This is a genomic window from Paraburkholderia sp. Tr-20389, assembly GCF_017104565.1.
Classification (GTDB): Bacteria; Pseudomonadota; Gammaproteobacteria; order Burkholderiales; family Burkholderiaceae; genus Paraburkholderia.
Genome location: NZ_JAAGPD010000088.1, coordinates 1 through 19,626, shown reverse-complemented (window position 1 = coordinate 19,626; position 19,626 = coordinate 1). Strand labels below are relative to the sequence as shown.

Annotated in this window: 21 protein-coding genes; 8 read left to right on the top strand and 13 right to left on the bottom strand. The window is 64.4% G+C overall.

Annotated features, from left to right (window positions below; all coding sequences use genetic code 11):
* The first annotated feature begins 79 nt into the window (after positions 1-79).
* The 8 genes from G3N95_RS39945 to G3N95_RS39910 all read left to right on the top strand — a co-directional run bounded on the left by G3N95_RS39945 (position 80) and on the right by G3N95_RS39910 (position 6,093).
* Positions 80-1,039 carry an anti-sigma factor gene (locus G3N95_RS39945; RefSeq protein ID WP_205975575.1) on the top strand — a complete coding sequence of 320 codons (960 nt, stop codon included), beginning with the start codon at positions 80-82 and terminating at the stop codon, positions 1,037-1,039.
* Positions 1,040-1,250: 211 nt separating this feature from the next.
* Entirely contained in the window at positions 1,251-1,625 is a 375-nt protein-coding gene (rpsF, locus tag G3N95_RS39940; RefSeq protein WP_205975574.1) for a 30S ribosomal protein S6, read from the top strand.
* Positions 1,626-1,690: 65 nt separating this feature from the next.
* Positions 1,691-1,990 (top strand): primosomal replication protein N, encoded by a 300-nt coding sequence (gene priB, locus G3N95_RS39935; protein ID WP_205975573.1) that lies wholly within the window; start codon positions 1,691-1,693, stop codon positions 1,988-1,990.
* A 2-nt stretch (positions 1,991-1,992) separates the two neighbouring features.
* Positions 1,993-2,268 (top strand): 30S ribosomal protein S18, encoded by a 276-nt coding sequence (gene rpsR, locus G3N95_RS39930; RefSeq protein ID WP_205975572.1) that lies wholly within the window; start codon positions 1,993-1,995, stop codon positions 2,266-2,268.
* Positions 2,269-2,295: 27 nt separating this feature from the next.
* Complete coding sequence (rplI, locus tag G3N95_RS39925; protein WP_205975571.1) at positions 2,296-2,748, top strand: 50S ribosomal protein L9; 453 nt, start codon at positions 2,296-2,298, stop codon at positions 2,746-2,748.
* A gap of 171 nt (positions 2,749-2,919) precedes the next feature.
* Positions 2,920-4,308, top strand: coding sequence for a replicative DNA helicase (locus G3N95_RS39920; protein WP_205975570.1), 1,389 nt, complete (start codon positions 2,920-2,922; stop codon positions 4,306-4,308).
* 148 nt (positions 4,309-4,456) lie between these two features.
* The gene (locus G3N95_RS39915) at positions 4,457-5,083 is read left to right on the top strand and encodes a DUF47 domain-containing protein (RefSeq protein ID WP_205975569.1); all 627 of its coding nucleotides are present in this window, start codon (positions 4,457-4,459) and stop codon (positions 5,081-5,083) included.
* On the top strand, positions 5,083-6,093 hold the full coding sequence (locus tag G3N95_RS39910) for an inorganic phosphate transporter (RefSeq protein WP_205975568.1): 1,011 nt from the start codon (positions 5,083-5,085) through the stop codon (positions 6,091-6,093). The genes G3N95_RS39915 and G3N95_RS39910 overlap by 1 nt, the downstream gene beginning before the upstream one ends.
* A 33-nt stretch (positions 6,094-6,126) precedes the next feature.
* Here the strand turns inward: G3N95_RS39910 and G3N95_RS39905 are convergent, their stop codons facing one another.
* The 13 genes from G3N95_RS39905 to G3N95_RS39850 form a co-directional block, all read right to left on the bottom strand.
* Positions 6,127-6,933, bottom strand: coding sequence for an SDR family oxidoreductase (locus G3N95_RS39905; protein ID WP_205975567.1), 807 nt, complete (start codon positions 6,931-6,933; stop codon positions 6,127-6,129).
* 127 nt (positions 6,934-7,060) lie between these two features.
* On the bottom strand, positions 7,061-8,209 hold the full coding sequence (locus G3N95_RS39900) for a C40 family peptidase (RefSeq protein ID WP_205975566.1): 1,149 nt from the start codon (positions 8,207-8,209) through the stop codon (positions 7,061-7,063).
* Between the two features lie 255 nt (positions 8,210-8,464).
* Positions 8,465-10,285 carry a PhoH family protein gene (locus G3N95_RS39895; RefSeq protein ID WP_205975565.1) on the bottom strand — a complete coding sequence of 607 codons (1,821 nt, stop codon included), beginning with the start codon at positions 10,283-10,285 and terminating at the stop codon, positions 8,465-8,467.
* Between the two features lie 98 nt (positions 10,286-10,383).
* Positions 10,384-10,515: a hypothetical protein gene (locus G3N95_RS40970; protein WP_277398068.1), complete on the bottom strand. Its 132-nt coding sequence runs from the start codon at positions 10,513-10,515 to the stop codon at positions 10,384-10,386.
* A 135-nt stretch (positions 10,516-10,650) separates the two neighbouring features.
* Positions 10,651-11,112: a peroxiredoxin gene (locus G3N95_RS39890; RefSeq protein ID WP_201652089.1), complete on the bottom strand. Its 462-nt coding sequence runs from the start codon at positions 11,110-11,112 to the stop codon at positions 10,651-10,653.
* 230 nt (positions 11,113-11,342) lie between these two features.
* Positions 11,343-12,239 (bottom strand): polysaccharide deacetylase family protein, encoded by an 897-nt coding sequence (locus tag G3N95_RS39885; RefSeq protein ID WP_205975564.1) that lies wholly within the window; start codon positions 12,237-12,239, stop codon positions 11,343-11,345.
* A 12-nt stretch (positions 12,240-12,251) separates the two neighbouring features.
* A complete protein-coding gene (locus G3N95_RS39880; RefSeq protein ID WP_205975563.1) occupies positions 12,252-13,298 on the bottom strand; it encodes a bifunctional UDP-4-keto-pentose/UDP-xylose synthase in 1,047 nt (348 codons plus the stop codon).
* Positions 13,295-14,230: a formyltransferase gene (locus tag G3N95_RS39875; RefSeq protein ID WP_205975562.1), complete on the bottom strand. Its 936-nt coding sequence runs from the start codon at positions 14,228-14,230 to the stop codon at positions 13,295-13,297. The genes G3N95_RS39880 and G3N95_RS39875 overlap by 4 nt, the downstream gene beginning before the upstream one ends.
* Positions 14,227-15,276 carry a glycosyltransferase gene (locus tag G3N95_RS39870; protein ID WP_205975561.1) on the bottom strand — a complete coding sequence of 350 codons (1,050 nt, stop codon included), beginning with the start codon at positions 15,274-15,276 and terminating at the stop codon, positions 14,227-14,229. The genes G3N95_RS39875 and G3N95_RS39870 overlap by 4 nt, the downstream gene beginning before the upstream one ends.
* Before the next feature lie 18 nt (positions 15,277-15,294).
* Positions 15,295-16,446, bottom strand: coding sequence for a DegT/DnrJ/EryC1/StrS aminotransferase family protein (locus G3N95_RS39865; RefSeq protein ID WP_205975560.1), 1,152 nt, complete (start codon positions 16,444-16,446; stop codon positions 15,295-15,297).
* A gap of 260 nt (positions 16,447-16,706) precedes the next feature.
* The gene (locus tag G3N95_RS39860; RefSeq protein WP_205975559.1) at positions 16,707-17,078 is read right to left on the bottom strand and encodes an SMR family transporter; all 372 of its coding nucleotides are present in this window, start codon (positions 17,076-17,078) and stop codon (positions 16,707-16,709) included.
* 28 nt (positions 17,079-17,106) lie between these two features.
* Entirely contained in the window at positions 17,107-18,921 is a 1,815-nt protein-coding gene (locus tag G3N95_RS39855; RefSeq protein WP_205975558.1) for a glycosyltransferase family 39 protein, read from the bottom strand.
* A 394-nt stretch (positions 18,922-19,315) separates the two neighbouring features.
* A partial coding sequence (locus G3N95_RS39850; RefSeq protein ID WP_205975557.1) for an Mth938-like domain-containing protein occupies positions 19,316-19,626 on the bottom strand: 311 nt, incomplete at its 5' end.

Below are 19,626 nucleotides of genomic sequence, written 5' to 3'. Positions count from 1 at the left end.
ACCACACGTCAAACCCAGAGCGGCTGGATGCCGCACGCTCCCGGCGCGTTGCCGGGCGGACTCGCACAGGAGGCGCCCGATGGACTGTAACGAAGCACGGCCGCTTCTCGATGCGAATGCGGACCACGAACTCACGCCGCCGCAATCGCGCGACGTGCAGCGGCATATCGAAAGCTGCGAATCTTGCCGGAGGGAAAGCGAGATGGTGCGGGCGATGAAGGGCGCGGTGCGCTCGGCCAACTACTACCGCGCGCCGGACGAACTGCGCGCCAGGATCATGGCGGCGCTGCCGTCGACGGAACCTGCGAGGCCCGAACGGGTGATGCGGGAGAGCGAGGCGCAACAGGAGCCGGGCGCGAGGCAGCGCAAGGGCTGGCGCGACTGGCTGCGTCTGCCGGAACTGCCGAAGCTACCGAAGGGCGGCGGTTTCGGGCCGCTGGCGGGCGAGGGCGCGGGCGGCTCGATGAGCGGCACGGCGGGCGGCCGCTGGCAGCAAAGTACGGCCTGGCGCGGCGGTCTCGCGCTCGCTTTCTGTGCGCTCGTCGCGGCGGGCGTCGCGGTGACGCTGCACCGGACGGGCGAGCCGCTGCCGCTCGTCGACGAACTGGTGGCGAGCCACGTGCGGGCACAACTGTCGGGGCACGATATCGACGTGGTGTCGTCGGATCAGCACACGGTCAAGCCCTGGTTCAACGGCAAGCTCGACTACGCGCCGCCCGTCGAGGATCTCGCGGCGAGCGGGTTTCCGCTGGCGGGCGGGCGGCTCGACTACGTCGGTCATCGGCGGGTGGCCGTGCTGACGTACCGGCACGCGAAGCACGTGATCGATGTCTACGTGTTCCCCGAGGACGACCGCTCGGCGGGCAAGCCCGGCCCGGCGCTCGTGCGCGACGGGTATGCCGTCGCACGCTGGCGCGACGACGGCATGATGTGGTGGGCCGTGACGGACGCCGCGCCCGAATCGCTGACGGCGTTGCAGACTGCGCTGACGGCCCGGCTGCATGGCGGGGAGCCGGGCGCGCCGTATTCGGGCAGTTGACGGGCAGACGAGGACTCGCAACCGGGCAAGAGAGGGGCGACGGGCGCTTTTTGAGCGCCCGTCGCCCCTAAATCATTGAAAACACGCCCGAATCGCGTCCGCGCCTCATGCTTTATCTTGCAAACAGTGCCGATTCACGTTATATTCTTCGGCTTCTCACTTGCCACACCGGTTCCGACGCCCGGGTGGCTTCAATCCACAAGGAGTGAACATGCGTCATTACGAAATCGTCTTCATCGTGCATCCCGATCAGAGCGAGCAAGTGCCCGCCATGATCGAGCGTTACAAGACCACGATCACGTCGCACGGTGGCCAGATCCACCGTATCGAAGACTGGGGCCGTCGCCAGCTGGCCTACATGATCGAGAAACTCGCGAAGGCTCACTACGTCTGCATGAACATCGAATGCGACCAGGCTACGCTCGACGAACTGGAACACGCGTTCAAGTTCAACGACGCGGTTCTGCGTCACCTCATCGTCAAGATGAAGAAGGCCGAAACCGGCCCGTCGCCGATGATGAAGGAAGTGCAGCGCGAAGAAGCCAAGAAGGCGGCTGCAGCGCAGTCGACCGAAGCGCAGGCTTAAAGCAACACCGTTAAGCCATCAGAGACACGCGCCGTTTTCGCAATCAGGGTTCGTAAAAGGAATCGATGAATCGGCTGCAGCTCACGGCGAGCGTCGTAGAACGCGAACCGGTGCGGTACACCCCCGCCGGCGTTCCGATTGCAGGCTGTACGTTGCAACACCGCACGCAGGTCGTCGAGGCGGGCATTGCCCGAACCGTCGAACTGACCATGCAGGCGGTCGCGGCCGGCGAAGCGAGCGGCAGGCTGGAACGGGTTGAAATGGGCGTCGAAACGCTCTTCACCGGCTTCCTGGCCAAAAGAAGCCGCAACGCGAGAACTCTGGTGTTTCACATCACAGAATTGCAGGACATTGGAAAGGACTAATCATGCCCCGCCCGACTGGTAAGAAATTCGACAAGCGTCGTCAGCAACAAAACCCGCTCTTCAAGCGCAAGAAGTTCTGCCGCTTCACGGCTGCAAGCGTCGATCAGATCGACTACAAGGACATCGATACGCTGAAGGACTTCATCGGCGAAAACGGCAAGATCACGCCGGCACGTCTGACGGGTACCAAGGCCCACTATCAGCGCCAGCTCGACACGGCCATCAAGCGCGCACGTTTCCTCGCGCTGATGCCGTACACCGATCAGCACAAGGCCTAACCCGGCGACGTCACAAGGAGCATCCGAATGCAAATCATTCTTCTCGAAAAAGTCCTGAACGTCGGCAACCTGGGCGACATCGTCAAGGTGAAGGACGGTTACGCACGTAACTTCCTGATCCCGAACAAGAAGGCACGCCGCGCAACGAAGGAAGCGATCGCTGAATTCGAAGTTCGCCGCGCAGAACTGGAAAAGGTCGCTGCTGAAAAGCTGACGGCTGCTCAGGCTCAAGGCGAAAAGCTGGCGGGCATGACGGTTCAGATCGCACAGAAGGCCGGCGTCGACGGCCGTCTGTTCGGCTCGGTGACGAACGCCGACATCGCCGCAGCACTGGGCAAGCAAGGCTTCGCAGTGGAAAAGGCGCAAGTGCGTCTGCCGGAAGGCCCGCTGAAGATGGTCGGCGACCATCCCGTCCACGTTTCGCTGCACACGGACGTCACGGTTGACGTCACGGTGTCGGTGCTGGGCGAGCACGTCTAAGCATCAGCAGGACTGGAAGTCAGATCGCCAGGCAGGTTCTGGCGATGAAGGGCAGGGGCCGGGAAACCGGCCTCTGCCTTTTTTGTTCTCCGCCACCGCTGTTGACGAGCCAGGGTCGTTGAGCTTTTCGGCGCTTTGCCGCCGTCTCTATTTGTTCGATAATTCCACCCCATGAACGCACCGTCGAAAGATCCTCAAATCGAGTCGCTGAAAGTCCCGCCCCATTCCATCGAGGCCGAGCAATCGGTGCTGGGCGGTCTGCTGCTCGACAACGGCGCATGGGACCGCATCGCTGACTTCCTCGCGCAAAGCGACTTTTACCGCTTCGATCACCGTGTCATTTTCGAGCACATCGGCAGGCTGATCGCGGCGACGCGTCCCGCCGACGTCGTGACCGTCTACGAAGCGCTGACCACTGCGGGCAAGGCCGAAGATGTCGGCGGGCTCGCGTATCTGAACGCGCTCGCGCAGAACACGCCTAGCGCGGCGAATATCCGGCGCTATGCGGAAATCGTGCGCGACCGCGCGGTGCTGCGCCGGCTCGTGTCCGTGGCCGACGAGATCTCCGCCGACGCCTTCAATCCACAAGGCAAGGAAGTCCGTCAGCTGCTCGACGAGGCGGAGTCGAAGGTGTTCTCGATCGCGGAAGACGGCGCGCGCGGCACGCAGGGCTTCCTCGAAATCGGGCCGCTTCTGACGCAGGTCGTCGAGCGCATCGACACGCTGTATCACACTGCGAACCCGAGCGACGTGACGGGCACGCCGACGGGCTTCGTCGATCTGGATCGCATGACGTCCGGCATGCACGGCGGCGAGCTGATCATCGTCGCAGGGCGGCCGTCGATGGGTAAGACGGCGTTCTCGATGAATATCGGCGAATACGTGGCCGTCGAGTATGGTCTGCCCGTCGCGGTGTTCTCGATGGAAATGCCGGGCACGCAGCTGATCATGCGTATGCTGGGTTCCGTCGGCCGGCTCGACCAACACCGCATGCGCACTGGGCGTCTGACCGACGAAGATTGGCCGAAGCTCACGCACGCCGTGCAGAAAATGAGCGAGGCGCAGATTTTCATCGACGAAACGGGTGGCCTGAACCCGATGGAACTGCGCTCGCGTGCGCGGCGTCTGTCGCGGCAGTGCGGCAAGCTCGGGCTCATCATCATCGACTATTTGCAGCTGATGAGCGGTTCTTCATCGGGCGAAAACCGCGCGACGGAAATCTCGGAAATCTCGCGTTCGCTGAAAAGTCTGGCCAAGGAACTCGACGTACCCGTCGTCGCGCTGTCGCAGCTGAACCGCGGTCTCGAACAGCGTCCGAACAAGCGTCCGGTGATGTCGGACCTGCGCGAATCGGGTGCAATCGAACAGGACGCGGACGTGATCCTGTTCATTTACCGCGACGAAGTCTACAACCCGGACAGCCCCGACAAGGGCACCGCCGAAATCATCATCGGCAAGCAGCGTAACGGTCCGATCGGCCCCGTTCGACTCACGTTCCACGGGCAATTCACGAAGTTCGACAACTTTGCCGGACCGCAGAACTTCTACGGCGGTGAGTAGCACATCGGACGCAAACGGGGAAACCCGGTTGCGCCGGACGTTGCGCGCACGCACACAAGACGGGCGCGCACGATGCCCGGAATGGTCGGGAACGGTACAATGTTGCGGTTTTATGACAGCCTCACCGTGACCATTTCCCGGGACCCCAATGTTCGGTCGATTCATGCCCACCGAGGGCAAATTCTTTGAAATCTTCAACGCTCACGCGAAGCACATCGTCGCGGGCAGCCGAGAACTCGAACTGCTGATCGATAACCTCGGCGACGCCGAGATCCACAAGAACAACGTGCAAACGGCCGAAAAAGCGGCCGACAAGCTGACGCACGAAACCATCGATCTGCTGCACAAGACCTTCATCACGCCGCTGGACCGCGACGAAATCCACAAGCTGATCACCACGATGGACGACATCCTTGATCTGATGGAGGACGTCGCCACCGCCATTTCGCTGTACGACGTGCAGGCCGTGACGTCGGAGGCGAGCCAGCTTGCGCACATTTCGACGTCGTGCTGCGAACGCGTGCAGGCGGCTGTCGGCATGCTGTCCGACATGAAGCAGGCACGCGAGATCCTCAAGGCCTGCGAAGACATCGATCGTCTGGAATCGGATGCGGACCGCGTGCTGCGCTCGGCCATGTCGAAGCTGTTCCGCGAAGAGGACGACGTCAAGACGCTGATCAAGCTGAAGGCAATCTACGAGCTGCTCGAGTCGATCACCGACAAGTGCGAGGACGTGGCGAACATCATCGAAGGCATCGTGCTGGAAAACGCGTAATGCATTCGATACAACTCGCCATCTGGGCGGTCGCAACGCTCGTCGTCGTCGCGCTCGTCTTCGACTTCATGAACGGTTTCCACGACGCAGCGAACTCGATCGCGACCGTCGTATCGACGGGCGTGCTGAAGCCGCAACAGGCGGTTGCCTTCGCGGCCGCGTTCAACGTCATCGCGTATTTCATCTTTCACCTGAAAGTCGCGCAGACGGTCGGCAAGGGCACGATCGATCCCGGCATCGTCGATCACTACGTCGTGTTCGGCGCGCTGGTCGGCGCGATCGGCTGGAACATCGTCACGTGGTACTACGGCATTCCGTCCAGCTCGTCGCATGCGTTGATCGGCGGGCTGGTGGGCTCCGCGCTGGCGAAATCGGGCTGGAGCGCGCTGAACTGGGATGGTCTGCTGAAGACCATCGCGTTCATTTTCGTGTCCCCGCTGCTCGGCTTCGTGCTCGGCTCGTTCTTCATGCTGCTGGTGTCGTGGATCTATTTCCGCACGCCGCCGAGCAAGGTCGACCGGCGCTTCCGTCGTCTGCAGCTGGTGTCGGCGGGGCTGTACAGCCTCGGTCACGGCGGCAACGATGCGCAAAAGACCATCGGCATCATCTGGATGCTGCTGATCGCGACGGGCTACGCATCGGTCTCGGCCGACGCGCCGCCGCTGTGGGTGATTGGGGGCTGCTACCTGTCGATGGGCCTTGGCACGCTGTTCGGCGGCTGGCGCATCGTGCGCACGATGGGTCAGAAGATCACGAAGCTCAAGCCGGTCGGCGGATTCTGCGCGGAGGCGGGCGGCGCGATCACGCTGTTCCTGGCGTCGTTCCTCGGCATTCCCGTATCCACCACGCATACGATTACCGGCGCGATCGTCGGCGTCGGCGCGACGCAGAAGCTGTCGGCCGTGCGCTGGGGTGTCGCGGGCAATATCGTGTGGGCGTGGGTGCTGACCATTCCGGCTTCCGCCGTGCTCGCGGCGGCCGGCTGGTGGCTGGGTCACCGCTTCCTTTAAGCCTTTTTCAAGCCTCGATACAGCGCGCCGCGGTCAGATCAGCGGCGTGCTGCCTCCATCCATCGGGACGATGGCGCCCGTCACATAGCTCGCGCGGCGGCTTGCCAGAAAAAGCGCGACGTCCGCAATTTCCTCTGGTTTCGCGAAACGTCCGAGCGGCACGCGTGCTTCGCCGCGCGCCAGCGCTTCGGCCGGCTCCACGCCTTCGCGCGACGCTTCCAGTTTCAGCGCCTCCTCGACGCGATCCGTGAGCGTCGCGCCCGGATTGATCGCGTTGATGCGGATGCCGTACCGCGCGTAATAGTGCGCGAGGCCGACGGTGGCGAGCATCAGCGCCGCGTTGGCGGCGCCGCCCGCGATGTGTATGTCGCTCGCCATCTTGCCGCCCATGCCGATAATGTTGACGATCGTTCCCGGCTCCTTCGCGGCGCCGGATTTGACGCGCTCGGCCATGCGCTTCAGCACTTCCTGCTGCGGGTAGATGTATGGGAAATATTTGGCTTCCATCGTCGCCTTGAAGGCGGCGGCGTCGAGCGTTTCCGGATCGTAGCGGCGCGCTGCGCCCGCGCTGTTGATCAGGACGTCGATCGGGCCGACGGCGCCCGTCGCTTCTTCGACGACGTCGGCGGCACTATGCGGCTCGTGCAGATCGGCGCGCGTCAGATGCACATGCAAGCCTTCGCTCGACAATTGCTCGCGGGCGCGCGCGAGATTGGCGGGATCGCGCGACACGATCGCGACCTTCGCGCCTTCCATCGCGAACGCGCGCGCGCACGCGAGTCCGATGCCTTTGCTGCCGCCCGTGATCAGAACCACTTTGTCTTTGAGCCCAAGATCCATCGTCGTCACCGCCTCAGGGAAGTGAAGGAAATATCGTCAAAAGATAGCAGAGGTGCGCGGTGCCGGGTGGTGAATCGGGCGCGACGGCTACCGCTTTCGCGCGGAGGAGCGAGTGCGCCGGTCCGCGTCAGTAATTGGCGAAGCCTGCAATCGGGTCGTCGTTCGTTCGAGTCGGGGCGGGGACCGGCCGCGAAGCCGTCGACGCGCGCATGATCTGCACGCCGCCCGGCTCCCCGTACGATTGCGCCTGACGGGCCTGGACCGCCTGCCGATTCGCCACGGCGGCGGGCGGCGGCGGTTCGTAGGCATCGGCGGCGGCGTCGATGGCGTCGGGCGCGGATGCGGCACTGTAGGCGCGTTGAGTCGCGCTATCCGGGGCAGGCGAACTCACCGGCGACGCAGCTACATTCGGCGACACGGCGCCTGCCGCGCGCGCCTGCATCTGCGCTGCGCTCGTGCCGGACGGCGGCGGCTCGAACTGGTCGGCGGAAGCGGTGACGGGCGCGGAGGGCGTTACAGCCGCCGTATTCGCGCCGGACGCTGCCTGGCTGCGAGTTTGTGCGGCATATGCACCGGAGGCGCCACGAGACGTACCGTAGGCGCCAGCGGGGACTTCCCCAGCAGTGACGGGACGTGACGTACCGACGGTTGCGACAGCAGGCGCAACCGCAGGCGCAACCGCAGGCGCGGCGGCCTGATAGCTCGGCGCATCGAATGGCGCAGGCGTCGGCTTGCTCAACGCCGGCGCCACCCGGCGGATGCCGTCGAAACGCTTCGCCCAATACGGGTTGGTCAGGTAGTCGAGCCGCACGGTGCCGCCCGTCGACGGCGCGTTCACGAAACGCAGCTTGCCGACGTAGATCCCGACATGCGAATGCGGCCGTCCGGTGGTGTTGAAGAAAATCAGGTCGCCTGGCGCGACTTCGTCGGGATCGATCGATTCGCCGCGCGAACTCATGTCAGCCGTCGTGCGCGGCAGGTTCACGGAGGCGGCGCGCTGCACGACGTAATGCACGAGTCCGCTGCAGTCGAAGCCGCTGTCGGGCGTGTTGCCGCCCCAGCGATATGGCACGCCGACGAGGCTCATCGCCTGAATCGAAATTTCTTCGCGTCCGATGCTGTGATCGACGAAACGGGGGAAGCCGGGCGGCGTGGTGCGATACGCGTCGCCCGAGGACGCATACGATCCGCCCGAGCCGCGCACGGTCTTCTGCGGCGCGCCGGAGCAGGCGGCGAGCAGGGCGACGACCAACAGTGACAGCGCGAGGCGGAGCATGAAAGCACGGACGAGCGCCGACGCTCGCCAAAAGCCGACGATGCCCGATGGTAGCCCGTGCGACGGGCCTCTCGCAACAATTCCTGATGAATCACTTGAAGTTTACGCGCTAAATGTTGCTTTGCGCGGACGTTGAATACCTGCAAACGGGCGCACGGAGCGATGCGCCCCGCATAGTGTGCGTCAGCGGAGCACAAATGAAAAAGCCGCTTCCGGCACCAACCAGAAGCGGCTTCGAACTTCGGCAAAAGCGCGTTAGAGAATATCCGACGCGTAATCCGCGAGTCGCGAGCGTTCGCCGCGCGCGAGCGTCACATGACCGCTGTGCGTCCAGCCCTTGAAGCGGTCGACGACATACGTGAGGCCCGAACTGCCTTCCGTCAGGTACGGCGTATCGATCTGCGCGATGTTGCCGAGGCAGATGATCTTCGTGCCCGGACCCGCACGCGTGACGAGCGTCTTCATCTGCTTCGGCGTCAGGTTCTGCGCCTCGTCGATGATCAGATACTTGTCGACGAACGTACGGCCGCGCATGAAGTTCATGCTCTTGATCTTCAGGCGCGAGCGGATCAGTTCCTGCGTCGCCGCGCGGCCCCATTCGCCGGCGGCGTCATCCGTCTTCTGCAGCACTTCGAGGTTGTCGTCGAATGCACCCATCCACGGCTGCATCTTTTCCTCTTCGGTGCCGGGCAGGAAGCCGATATCCTCGCCGACGGGAACGGTCGCGCGCGTCACGATGATCTCGTTGTAGCGCTTGTCGTCGAGCACCTGTGCGAGGCCCGCCGCGAGCGCGACCAGCGTCTTGCCCGTGCCGGCCTGGCCGAGCAGCGTGACGAAGTCGATCTCCGGGTTCATCAGCAGGTTCAGCGCGAAGTTCTGCTCGCGGTTGCGCGCCGTGATGCCCCACACGTTGTTCTTGTGGTGGCCGTAGTCGCGCAGCGTCTGCAGCAGCGCTGTCTTGCCGTTCAGTTCGCGCACGATCGCGTGGAACGCCGGCTCGCCGTTCTGCGGCTCCAGATAGACGAACTCGTTGACCAGCATCGACGCGCACAGCGGGCCCGTCACACGGTAGTACGTGGTGCCCGTCTTCGTGTCCTGCCAGCTCTCCATGTCCTTCGCGTGCTTCGTCCAGAAGTCGGGCGGCAACTGACGGATACCGGAGTACAGCAGATCCTTGTCTTCGAGAACCTGGTCGTTGAAGTAGTCTTCAGCGGGCAGGCCGAGCGCGTGCGCCTTGATGCGCATGTTGATGTCTTTCGACACCAGCACGACCTGGCGATCCTGCCGGTCGCGTTGCAGCGCGCGCACGACGCCGAGGATCTGATTGTCGGCCTTGCCTTGCGGCAGACCTTCGACGGGTTCGATATGCGTGAGCTTCGTCTGGAAGTACAGACGCCCCAGCGCTTCGCGGCTGCCCAGACGCGCAAGGGGAATGCCTTCCGACATCTCGCCCGCATTGGCGACGAGCGTATCCAGCGTGCGGCTCACCTGGCGCGCATTGCGCGCGACTTCCGACATCCCTTTCTTGTGATTGTCGAGTTCTTCCAACGTCATCATGGGCAGATAGACGTCGTGTTCCTCGAAGCGGAACAGGCAGGTCGGATCGTGCATCAGCACGTTGGTGTCGAGCACGAACAGCTTGCGGATCTCGACCTGCGCGCTCCTGGCCGAGCCTTTCTTCGTGGCCGTGCGCGCCGGCTTGGCGTCCGCGGCGGCGGGTGCTTCCGCTTCGCCGGAACCCTTGCCGCGACGCGCGACGACGGGCGCTGCCGTGTGCGCATCGGCGGCGGGCGCAGCGGGCACCGGCTGCAGCAGGGCAGCCGTCTGCTTCGTCTTGCGGCTGCGCGACGGCGTGGCTTCTGCAACGGCGGGGGCGGCGCTCGGAACGGGGCGCAGGGTGGTGGCCGCGTTCGCGGCGTGCGTCATCGGTGCGGCAACATTGGCGCGGCCATATTCGGCCGATGCGGCTTGCTCCCCTTCTTGTGCCTGTTTTCGACCAGGCTTTGCAGGCTTCGCCGTGTATTCATCAGGCGGCAACAGATTGCCGAGCTTGCTGGGGGGGGTAGGCAAAGGCATGGTTTCCCTCAAGTAAAGCGGGTCACAATTCTTCGCCGCCTGCCGCAAACTGTCGTGCGTTGTGCGCTCGCAATTTGCGTCCGGTGGCGCGTGTCGGATTAGTAATGCCGGTTCGCCTGGTTTTCGATCGGCTCCTTGACGAAAGTGCGCTGCGAACGACGCGAACTGCTTCGCGCAATTAAAAAAGCCGCCGCCCCGGCAACCGGGGCAAGCGGCTCGACTTCGGTCATCGCATTGCGCCTCGTGGCTCGCTTCATTGCCGGTCTCACTGCCTTGTGGTCAGCGACGACAACTACGCGATCTGCAGCGCAACTGCGGAAAAAAGTATGTGAACAGGCACTCATTGCGGCCCAATATAACGCGCCTCAAAGCGCTTGTACAGCCTCCAGAATCTCGTCGACGTGCCCCGGCACCTTCACGCCGCGCCATTCGCGGCGCAGCACGCCTTCAGCATCGATCACGAACGTGGAGCGCTCGATTCCCCGTACTTCTTTGCCATACATTTTCTTCAATTTCATGACGCCGAAGAGCGTGCACAGCGTTTCGTCGGGGTCCGATACCAAGGTAAACGGCAGTTCGAGCTTAGCCTTGAAGTTATCGTGCGAACGTACGCTATCGCGCGACACGCCGATGATCTCCGCGCCCGCTTTCTTGAACTTCGGATACAGGTCGCGGAACTGCAGGCCTTCCGTCGTGCAGCCGGGCGTGTTGTCTTTCGGATAGAAATACACGACGACCTTTTTGCCGCGCAGGCTGGACAGCGTGAAGTCGCCGCCGGTGGCCGGGGCGGTGAAATCGGGAACGGGTTGATCGACTGCGATGGGCACGAGGTCCTCCGGTTGTTATCGGTGCCGGCGGCGGCATGGGCCGCGCGCCTGAACTTTTTCTTCGGGGTTGCTTGGGGTTGCTGCGCGGAGCGGCGTCGGGGCGGTCATGCGGTGTGTTGCATGACGCGTCGCGACGCGCTTGCTGGCGCAAGGTGCGCCCGGCGAACAGGACGGCACGCATCGGGCGAGCGCATATCGGACGAAGGGACGATGCGCGGCCCTCTGCATGACTAGTCGGGCTGGACGATCAGTTCGCCGGACCGGCCCGGGATTTCGCCCCACGTGACAGGGTACGACGGCAGTGTGTCGCGGTCTAGCGTGGCGTGGTAATCGCCCATCGTCGCGAACGTGTGGCCTTGCGCGCGCCAGCCGGCCAGCAGTTGCTCGAACACGGGTGCGAGCTTCTGGCCTTCGAGTTCCGCGTGGAGCGTGAACACCTGGTCATGCGGGTTGTTTTCGGTGCGCTTCAGCATCCACGCGGCGACGGTGTCCGTGTCGATACCGTCGACGCCCAGCACTTCGTCGAGCGTGGGCAGCGTGGTCGGCATCTGCACATGTGTCAGCGTACGGCCGCCGACGACCGGGAAGTAAGGCGTATGCCCGCGCCCATCGGACGCGTACTGCATGCCCCACGCGTCGATCTGTTCGAACGCGTGGCCGTTCATCTGCCAGCCGGCCGCACCGTGCGTGACGGGCGGCATGCCGAAGATGTCGGCGAACCGGTCGTGACTCTTCTGCATCTGCGCGACGGTCCAGTCGCGCGGCCGCGAGCGCACGTTGTCCTGCCAGTAGACGTGATCCCACGTGTGGATGCCGCATTCGAAGCCGGCTTCGTGGATCGCGCGCATCTCCGAGCGGGCGCGCGCGCCGATGTCCGGTCCCGGCAGCAGCACGCCGTACATCAGTTGCCTGACGCCGTAATGCTCGACCACCGAGGTGCGCGACACCTTCTTCAGGAAGCCCGGCCGCAGCACGCGCCGCATCGCCCAGCCGGTGTGGTCGGGGCCGAGGCTGAACAGGAAGGTGGCGCGCGCCTTATAGCGGTCGAAGATACGCGCGAGATTCGGCACGCCTTCACGCGTGCCGCGCAACGTATCGACGTCGATCTTCAGAACGATCAAGGCCAAGAGCGGCAGCCCTTAATGTTGCTCGACGAGGGCGCGCGCTTCGGCGACATGGCCGCGGTACGCTTCGAAGATCTTGCGCAGGGCTTCGTCGAACGTCGATTGCGGCGCCCAGTTGAGTTCCTGCTTCGTGTTGTCGATCTTCGGCACGCGATTCTGCACGTCCTGATAGCCCGAGCCGTAATACGCGCCCGACGACGTCTCGACGAGTTGCACTTTCTTCGCCGACTCGGCGTACTCGGGGAATTCGGCCGCCAGCGCCAGCATCTTGTGCGCGAGTTCGCGCACCGAGAAGTTGTTGGTCGGGTTGCCGATGTTGTAGATCTTGCCCGTCGCGATGCCGTTCTTGTTGTCGATGATCTTCATCAGCGCGCTGATGCCGTCGTCGATATCCGTGAACGCGCGCTTCTGCGCGCCGCCGTCGACGAGGCTGATGTTCTCGCCGCGCACGATATGGCCGAGGAACTGCGTGACCACGCGCGACGAACCTTCCTTTGGCGTGTAGATCGAGTCGAGGCCCGGGCCGATCCAGTTGAACGGACGGAACAGCGTGAAGTTCAGGCCTTCCATGCCATAGCCCCAGATCACACGGTCCATCAGCTGCTTCGAGCACGCGTAGATCCAGCGCGGCTTGTTGATCGGGCCGTAGGTGAGGGCGGACGCGTCGGGATCGAACTGCTCGTCCGAGCACATGCCATAGACTTCCGACGTCGACGGGAAGACGAGATGCTTGCCGTACTTCACGGCCGAACGGACGATAGGCAGGTTCGCCTCGAAGTCCAGTTCGAACACGCGCAGCGGCTGCTTCACGTACGTGGCGGGCGTGGCGATCGCGACGAGCGGCAGGATCACGTCGCACTTCTTCACGTGATATTCGACCCACTCCTTGTTGATCGTGATGTCGCCCTCGAAGAAATGCATGCGCTCGTGGTTCACGAGGTCGCCGAGGCGTTCGGTTTGCATGTCCATCCCGAACACTTCCCAGTCGGTCGTTTCGAGAATGCGCTTGGACAGGTGATGGCCGATGAAGCCGTTCACACCCAGAATCAGGACTTTTTTCATGCGTTACGGGAAGATTGAGTGAACTGGGTGAATTCGGCGGGGGTGACGACGCGCTCGTTGCCGTCGCGCTGATGCCGCAATTCGTGGATGGCGATCACGCGGCCGTCGCCGCATGTCGCAAAAAAGCCATTATCGCCTACGTGGATGCCGGGCGGCAAATCCGCGCCGGCCGCACCGGGCTGCGCGAGACGCGCGCGCGCAACGACGAAGCGCTCGCCGCCGATATCCGTGAATGCGCCGGGATACGGCGGCGCGACGGCGCGAATCAGGTTGTAGACCCGCTGGCCGCTCTGGCTGAAGTCGATGCGGCCGTCTTCCGGCTTGCGTCCGCCGAAGTAGCTGCCGTGCGCGAGGTCGTTCGGCAGATGCGGCGCTTCGCCTGCGAGCAGTGCTGGCAGCGCGCGCCACAGCGTCTGCTCGGCGGCGACGGTCACCTTGTCGAATACCTGGGCGGCCGTGTCGTCGGGCAGGATGGGCACGGGCGTCTGAGCAATGATCGCGCCTGCGTCCGGCTTCGCCGCCATTTCATGCAGCGTCGCGCCCGTTTCCGTCTCGCCGTTGAGCACGGCCCAGTTGGTGGGCACGCGGCCCCGATACTTCGGCAGCAGCGAGCCGTGCATGTTGTACGCGCCGCGCGGCGCGACGGCCAGCAGATCGACGGGCAGCATGTGCCGGTAATAGAACGAGAAGATGAAGTCGGGCCGCGCGTCGACGACGCGCGCGCGCAGCTCGGGACTCTTCGGATCGGCGGGCGTCGCGACGGGAATGCCGTGATCCGCCGCCACCGACGCCACGCTGCCGAACCAGATGTTTTCGGTAGGGCTGTCTTCGTGCGTGACGACAAGCGCGACCTCGACGCCGCGCGCGAGCAGCACCTGCAGGCAGCGCACACCGACGTTGTGATACGCGAAGACGACGGCGCGCGGCTTCATGCGCCTTGCCTCCGTTCGTCGTGGGCGACGGGCGCGGGCTGCATGCCCTGCACGATCGACTGGCGCGGCTGTGCGACAACGGGTTCGCCGTCGCGCTGTTCGAGAATGGTCTGCACCAGATAGCGCGGACGCGCGCGCACTTGCTGATAGATGCGGCCGATATATTCGCCGAGCAGGCCGAGCGCGAAGATGATCACGCCGAGCATGAAGAACGTAATGGCGAACAGCGTGAACACGCCTTGCACTTCCGCGCCGATGATGAAGCGGCGAATCAGCAGCAGCACGAACAGGGCCGCCGAGCCCATCGACAGGATCACGCCGATGAACGACAGCCATTGCAGCGGCACGACCGAGAAGCCCGTGACGAGGTCGAAGTTCAGGCGGATCAGGCTGTAGATCGAATACTTCGATTCGCCTGCGAAGCGCTCTTCGTGCGCGACCTCGATCTCGACGGGGTTCTGCGCGAACGTGTAGGCGAGCGCGGGGATGAACGTGTTCACTTCGCCGCAGCGGTTGATGGTGTCGATCACGTGACGGCTATAGGCGCGCAGCATGCAGCCCTGGTCGGTCATCTTGATGCGCGTGATGCGTTCGCGCAGGCGGTTCATCGCCTGCGACGCCTTGCGGCGCCAGAGGCTGTCGCGGCGCTGCATGCGGATCGTGCCGACGTAGTCGAAGCCCTCGCGCATCTTCGCGCACAGCTTGCCGATTTCCTCGGGCGGATTCTGCAGGTCGGCGTCGAGCGTGATGACGATCTGGCCGCGCGACTGCTCGAAGCCCGCGAGAATCGCCATGTGCTGCCCGTAGTTGCCGTTCAGCAGGATCACACGCGTCGTGTCGGGGCGGGCGCGGAACTGGTCGGCGAGCATGGCGGGCGAGCGGTCGCGGCTGCCGTCGTTGATGAAGATCACCTCGTAGCTCGTGCCGAGCGCATCGAGCGCGGGGTAGAGGCGCGAGAACAGCGCGGCGAGTCCTTCCTCCTCGTTGTAGACGGGGATGACGACCGACAGTTCGGGAGCGACCGTGCGTGGGTCCGATTGATTCATATTCCCTGGATTTCCGCTTTATTGACCGTATTGTTCGCAAATCTCGTTGACGGCGCGGCAGACGCGCTCGACATCGCCTTCGTTCATCAGCGTGAAGAGCGGCAGCGTGAGCGTGGTCGCGCCGTAGTGCTCCGCATGCGGATACATGCCTTCCTTGTAACCCATCGCGCGATACAGCGAGAACAGATGGATGGCCGGGTAGTGCATGCCCGTGCCGATACCGCGTTCCTTCATCTGCTCCATGAAGCCGGCGCGGCTGATGGACAGGCGCGCGAGCGGCAGCGTGACGAGGAACATGTGCCAGTTCGTGTTTTCGAAGTCCGCCAGCGGCAGGCCCATGCCGAGTCTCACGGCTGCGCCTCCTTCGAACCCCGTGAAGTATGCGCGTGCCAGCTTGTGGCGCTGCGTGCGGAAGCGCTCGATATGCTGCAACTGCCCGAGACCGACGCGGGCGGCGACGTCCGTCAGGTTGTACTTGCCGCCGAGCAGGTCGCAATCCATGCCGTCGAAGCCCGTGCGCGTGATGCCCTGCAGCCGGTACTTCTGCGCGAGCACGGCTTCCTCTTCGTTGTTCAGTACCAGTGCGCCGCCTTCGATCGAGGTCAGGTTCTTGTTCGCGTGAAAGCTGAACGACACGATGTCGCCCAGCTTGCCGATGCGCTCGCCGTTCCACGTCGCGCCGAACGCCTGGGCAGCGTCTTCGATCACGCGCAGCTTGTGCGCGCGGGCGATCGCGTAGAGCCGGTCCATGTCGACGGGCAGGCCGGACAGGAACACGGGGATGATCGCCTTGGTGCGCGGCGTGATCGCCTTTTCCATCAGATCCAGATCGATGTTGCGCGTGACCGGGTCGATATCGACGAACACGGGTGTCGCGCCGACTTCGAGGATCACGTTGCTCGTCGCGACCCACGACGCGGGCGTCGTGATGACTTCGTCGCCGGCGCCGACGCCCGCGATGCGCAGACCGATTTCCAGCGTCGCCGTGCCCGAGTTGAAGGTGCGCACCGGACGGCCGCCGCAGTACTCCGACAATGCCTTTTCGAACGCCTGGTTCTGCGGGCCCGTCGTGATCCAGCCGGAGCGGAGCACGTCGACTACACCGCTGATCGTTTCTTCATCGATCTCGGGACGCACGAACGGCAAAAACGGTACGGATGACTGGGTCATGAGTGGTTGTGCTCGATATAAAAAAGGGTCGCGGGCCGCAGTACCTAACAAAGCCGTAAGTTCGAGCTTTAGTCAAGCGCTATCGCATCGCCAGTGTTAATTGCCGCGCGTGTGCTTCTACGCCGAATGCGGCGGCGATGATGTGCGAGTTCGGCTGGAATGTCCAGCGCTCGAAACATTTCAGAAGACATTAGCAGACCTGCGCGCGCTTGCCAGGGGCGTTACCTCTAAAGGCAAGCGATGCGCGCCGGGCCCGCGGGTCAGCTGCGCGCCACGATGAACACCCCGACGAGGATCACGCCGATGCCGATCAGGCGTTGCGCCGACAGCACTTCGCCGAACAGGTACCACGCCGCGAACGCGTTCACGACGTAGCCGAGCGACAGCATCGGATAGGCGATCGACACGTCCACGCGCGACAGTCCGACGATCCACACGACCACGCTCAGCACGTAGCAGGCAAGCCCGCCGATGATGGGCAGCTGCGTTGCGATGCGCCAGCCGATGGGGATGATGTTCGACAGCGTGAACTCGAAGTGGCCGACCGCGTTGGTGCCGGCCTTCAGGAGCAGCTGGGCCGTCGCGTTGAGCGCGACGCCCGCGAGGATGCAGAACAGGGAAATCGGGTTCATCGAGGAGATGTGAGGGTGAGGGGTGCGGTCAAGGCTGCCGTTGCGGGGCGGCATCGGGCTGTGGCTGCTCGGTGCCTTGCGCGGCGGCACCCGTGTCGGCGGCGAGCGGCTTCTCGACGATCACGCGGCGCGCGTCCCGCGCGACGACGGTCATCGGCAGATGCTGCTCGCTGAACGTCTTGTAGCGGTCGGGCGACATCAATGCCATCGCGTAGCGGTCGGTCTTCCAGCGCTCGATCCATTGCGGGATCGTCGGCACCCATTTCTGCGGCTCGACGGAGACGCCGAACGCCAGCTCGTCGGGATGCTCGACCATGATCATCGTGTGGTCGATATAGAACGGCACCGTGTGATCGAGCACGCCGACCGAGTAGAACGGCGTGTCGGCGGGCAGCTTGGCGAGCGCGGCCTTCACGGCAGGCGCAAGCGGCGCGCCCGACGACAGCCGGCCGAACGCGTCGTGGCCCGTGCCCGCGACGGTCGCGAGCAACACCCAGCCCAGGCCGAATGCCGTTGCGGCGCCCGCGATCCCCGTCGACGACGATGCGCTCGCGGTCGTACCGCTCGGCGCGCCATTCGACGCTCCGTTTGCGGCATGGCGCCGGCGCCGGTTGATCCAGATCGCGATCACCGTGCAGACGAAGCCGACGGCGAGCGCTGCGAACACCCAGTTGCGAAACTCGAGATACAGCGCGTTCGGATTGCGCTGGTCGCCGAGACGCCCCAGAAACACCGCGCCGAAGCCGCCCGCGACGAGGAACAGCGCGTAGCCCGTCAGATGACGGTGAAAGCGCTCACGCGTGACGAGGGGCAGATACATGCCGATTACGAGCGCGATGGCGGGCGCGATCGGGAGCGTGTACGACAGCAGCTTCGAGTGCGACGCGCTGAAGAACAGGAAGATGAAAGCCGTCCACACGAACAGCAGCGTGATGGGCGCGAAGCCGTTCGCCTGACGCGGCATGCGCAGCGCGTGCCGCGCACTTTGCACCGTCACCGACAGCCACGGCAGAAAGCCGACCAGCATCACGGGCACGAAGTAGTACCACGCGCCGGGACGGTTCTGCTCGGGCGTCAGATAGCGCCTGAACTGCTGGACGATGAAGAAGAAGTTGAAGAACTCGGGGTTGCGGTCCTGCACGAGCAGGAACCAGGGCGTGACGACCGCGAAGAACACGATGAGCCCGCTCACGAGGTACAGCCGCTTCCAGATCGCCCAGTCGCGCGCCACGAGCGTATACAGCACGAGCACGGCGCCCGGCAGGATCAGGCCGACGAGGCCCTTCGACAACACCGCGAGCGCCATCGATGCCCAGACGAGCCACATCCACAGCCGCTGTTCGCGCGCGGCGAGCCCCGGGCGCTGCGCGAGCAGCAGGCCGCACAGCGTCAATTCCATCCAGAACGACAGGCCCATGTCGAGCGTGTTGAAGTGGCCCATCAGATACCAGTACGGCGCGCTCGCCAGCACGACGGCTGCGAAGAAGCCCGTTGCGCGGTTGAACACGCGCGCGCCCGTGTAGCCGATCAGCAGCACGCCCGCGAAGCCCGTCAGCGCGGTGTAGAGGCGCGCCTGCCACGCGCCGATGCCGAACCACGCGAACGACAGCGCGTTCGCCCAGGTTTGCAGCGGCGGCTTTTCGAAGTATTTGTAGCCGTTGTAGCGCGGCGTGATCCAGTCGCCTGTGAGGAACATCTCGCGCGCCATTTCCGCGTAGCGGCCTTCGTCGCTCGGCAGCAGATGGCGCCAGCCGAGCGGCACGAACCAGATCACGGCGAGCGTGAGCACGAGCAGCAGGACCGTCGTGCGATTGAGCGTGAGCCCGGACGGCTTGTCGTTCATGTGTTTCAACCTTTGTCGACGCCGCTGTCGCGGCTACTTTCTTATTCCGTTCGGACAGATGTCCGTTGCTGTGGCGCGTCGGGCCGGCGCGCGTGGCGCGAATTCCGGCCGGGCGCGCCGCAGACGCGCAAGCGGGTCGCGCACGCTGCGCCTGCGCCGCGCCGGATGCGGCGCTGCCCGCCGGCGCGGATTGTCCATGCGCGAGCCTTAGCGCAACCTTATGGCGCCCGTGATTCCGGGCTGGATGCCGCGTTCATCCGGCGATGGTCGCAACGAGAACGCAACGGGCGCGCGAAGCCACGCAGGCGCGCAGTGTACTTGATTCGCAAGGCACCCAAGCCAAAAACGCGGCGCCTCGTCCGACGAATGGCCGCGACGCGGGGGCGCGCGGCGTTCAGCCCTCGATCAGCAGCGCCGCTGCGACCTTGCGGCCTTCCGCCATCAGGATGTTGTAGGTGCGGCAGGCGGCCTTGAAGTCCATGGTCTCGACGCCGATCCGGTGAGCGGCGAGCGCGGCCGTGAGGCGCGGATGCGGGAAGCGCAGGCGCTCGCCGCTGCCGAAGATGACGACTTCCGGTGCGGGCTCGATCAGCAGCGCGAAGTGCTCGGCCGACAGGGCCTCGAACGACGACACGGGCCAGCTGATGACGGGGCTCTCCGGCAGCACGATGATGCTGCCCTCGTGACGTTCGAGGTTGATTTCGA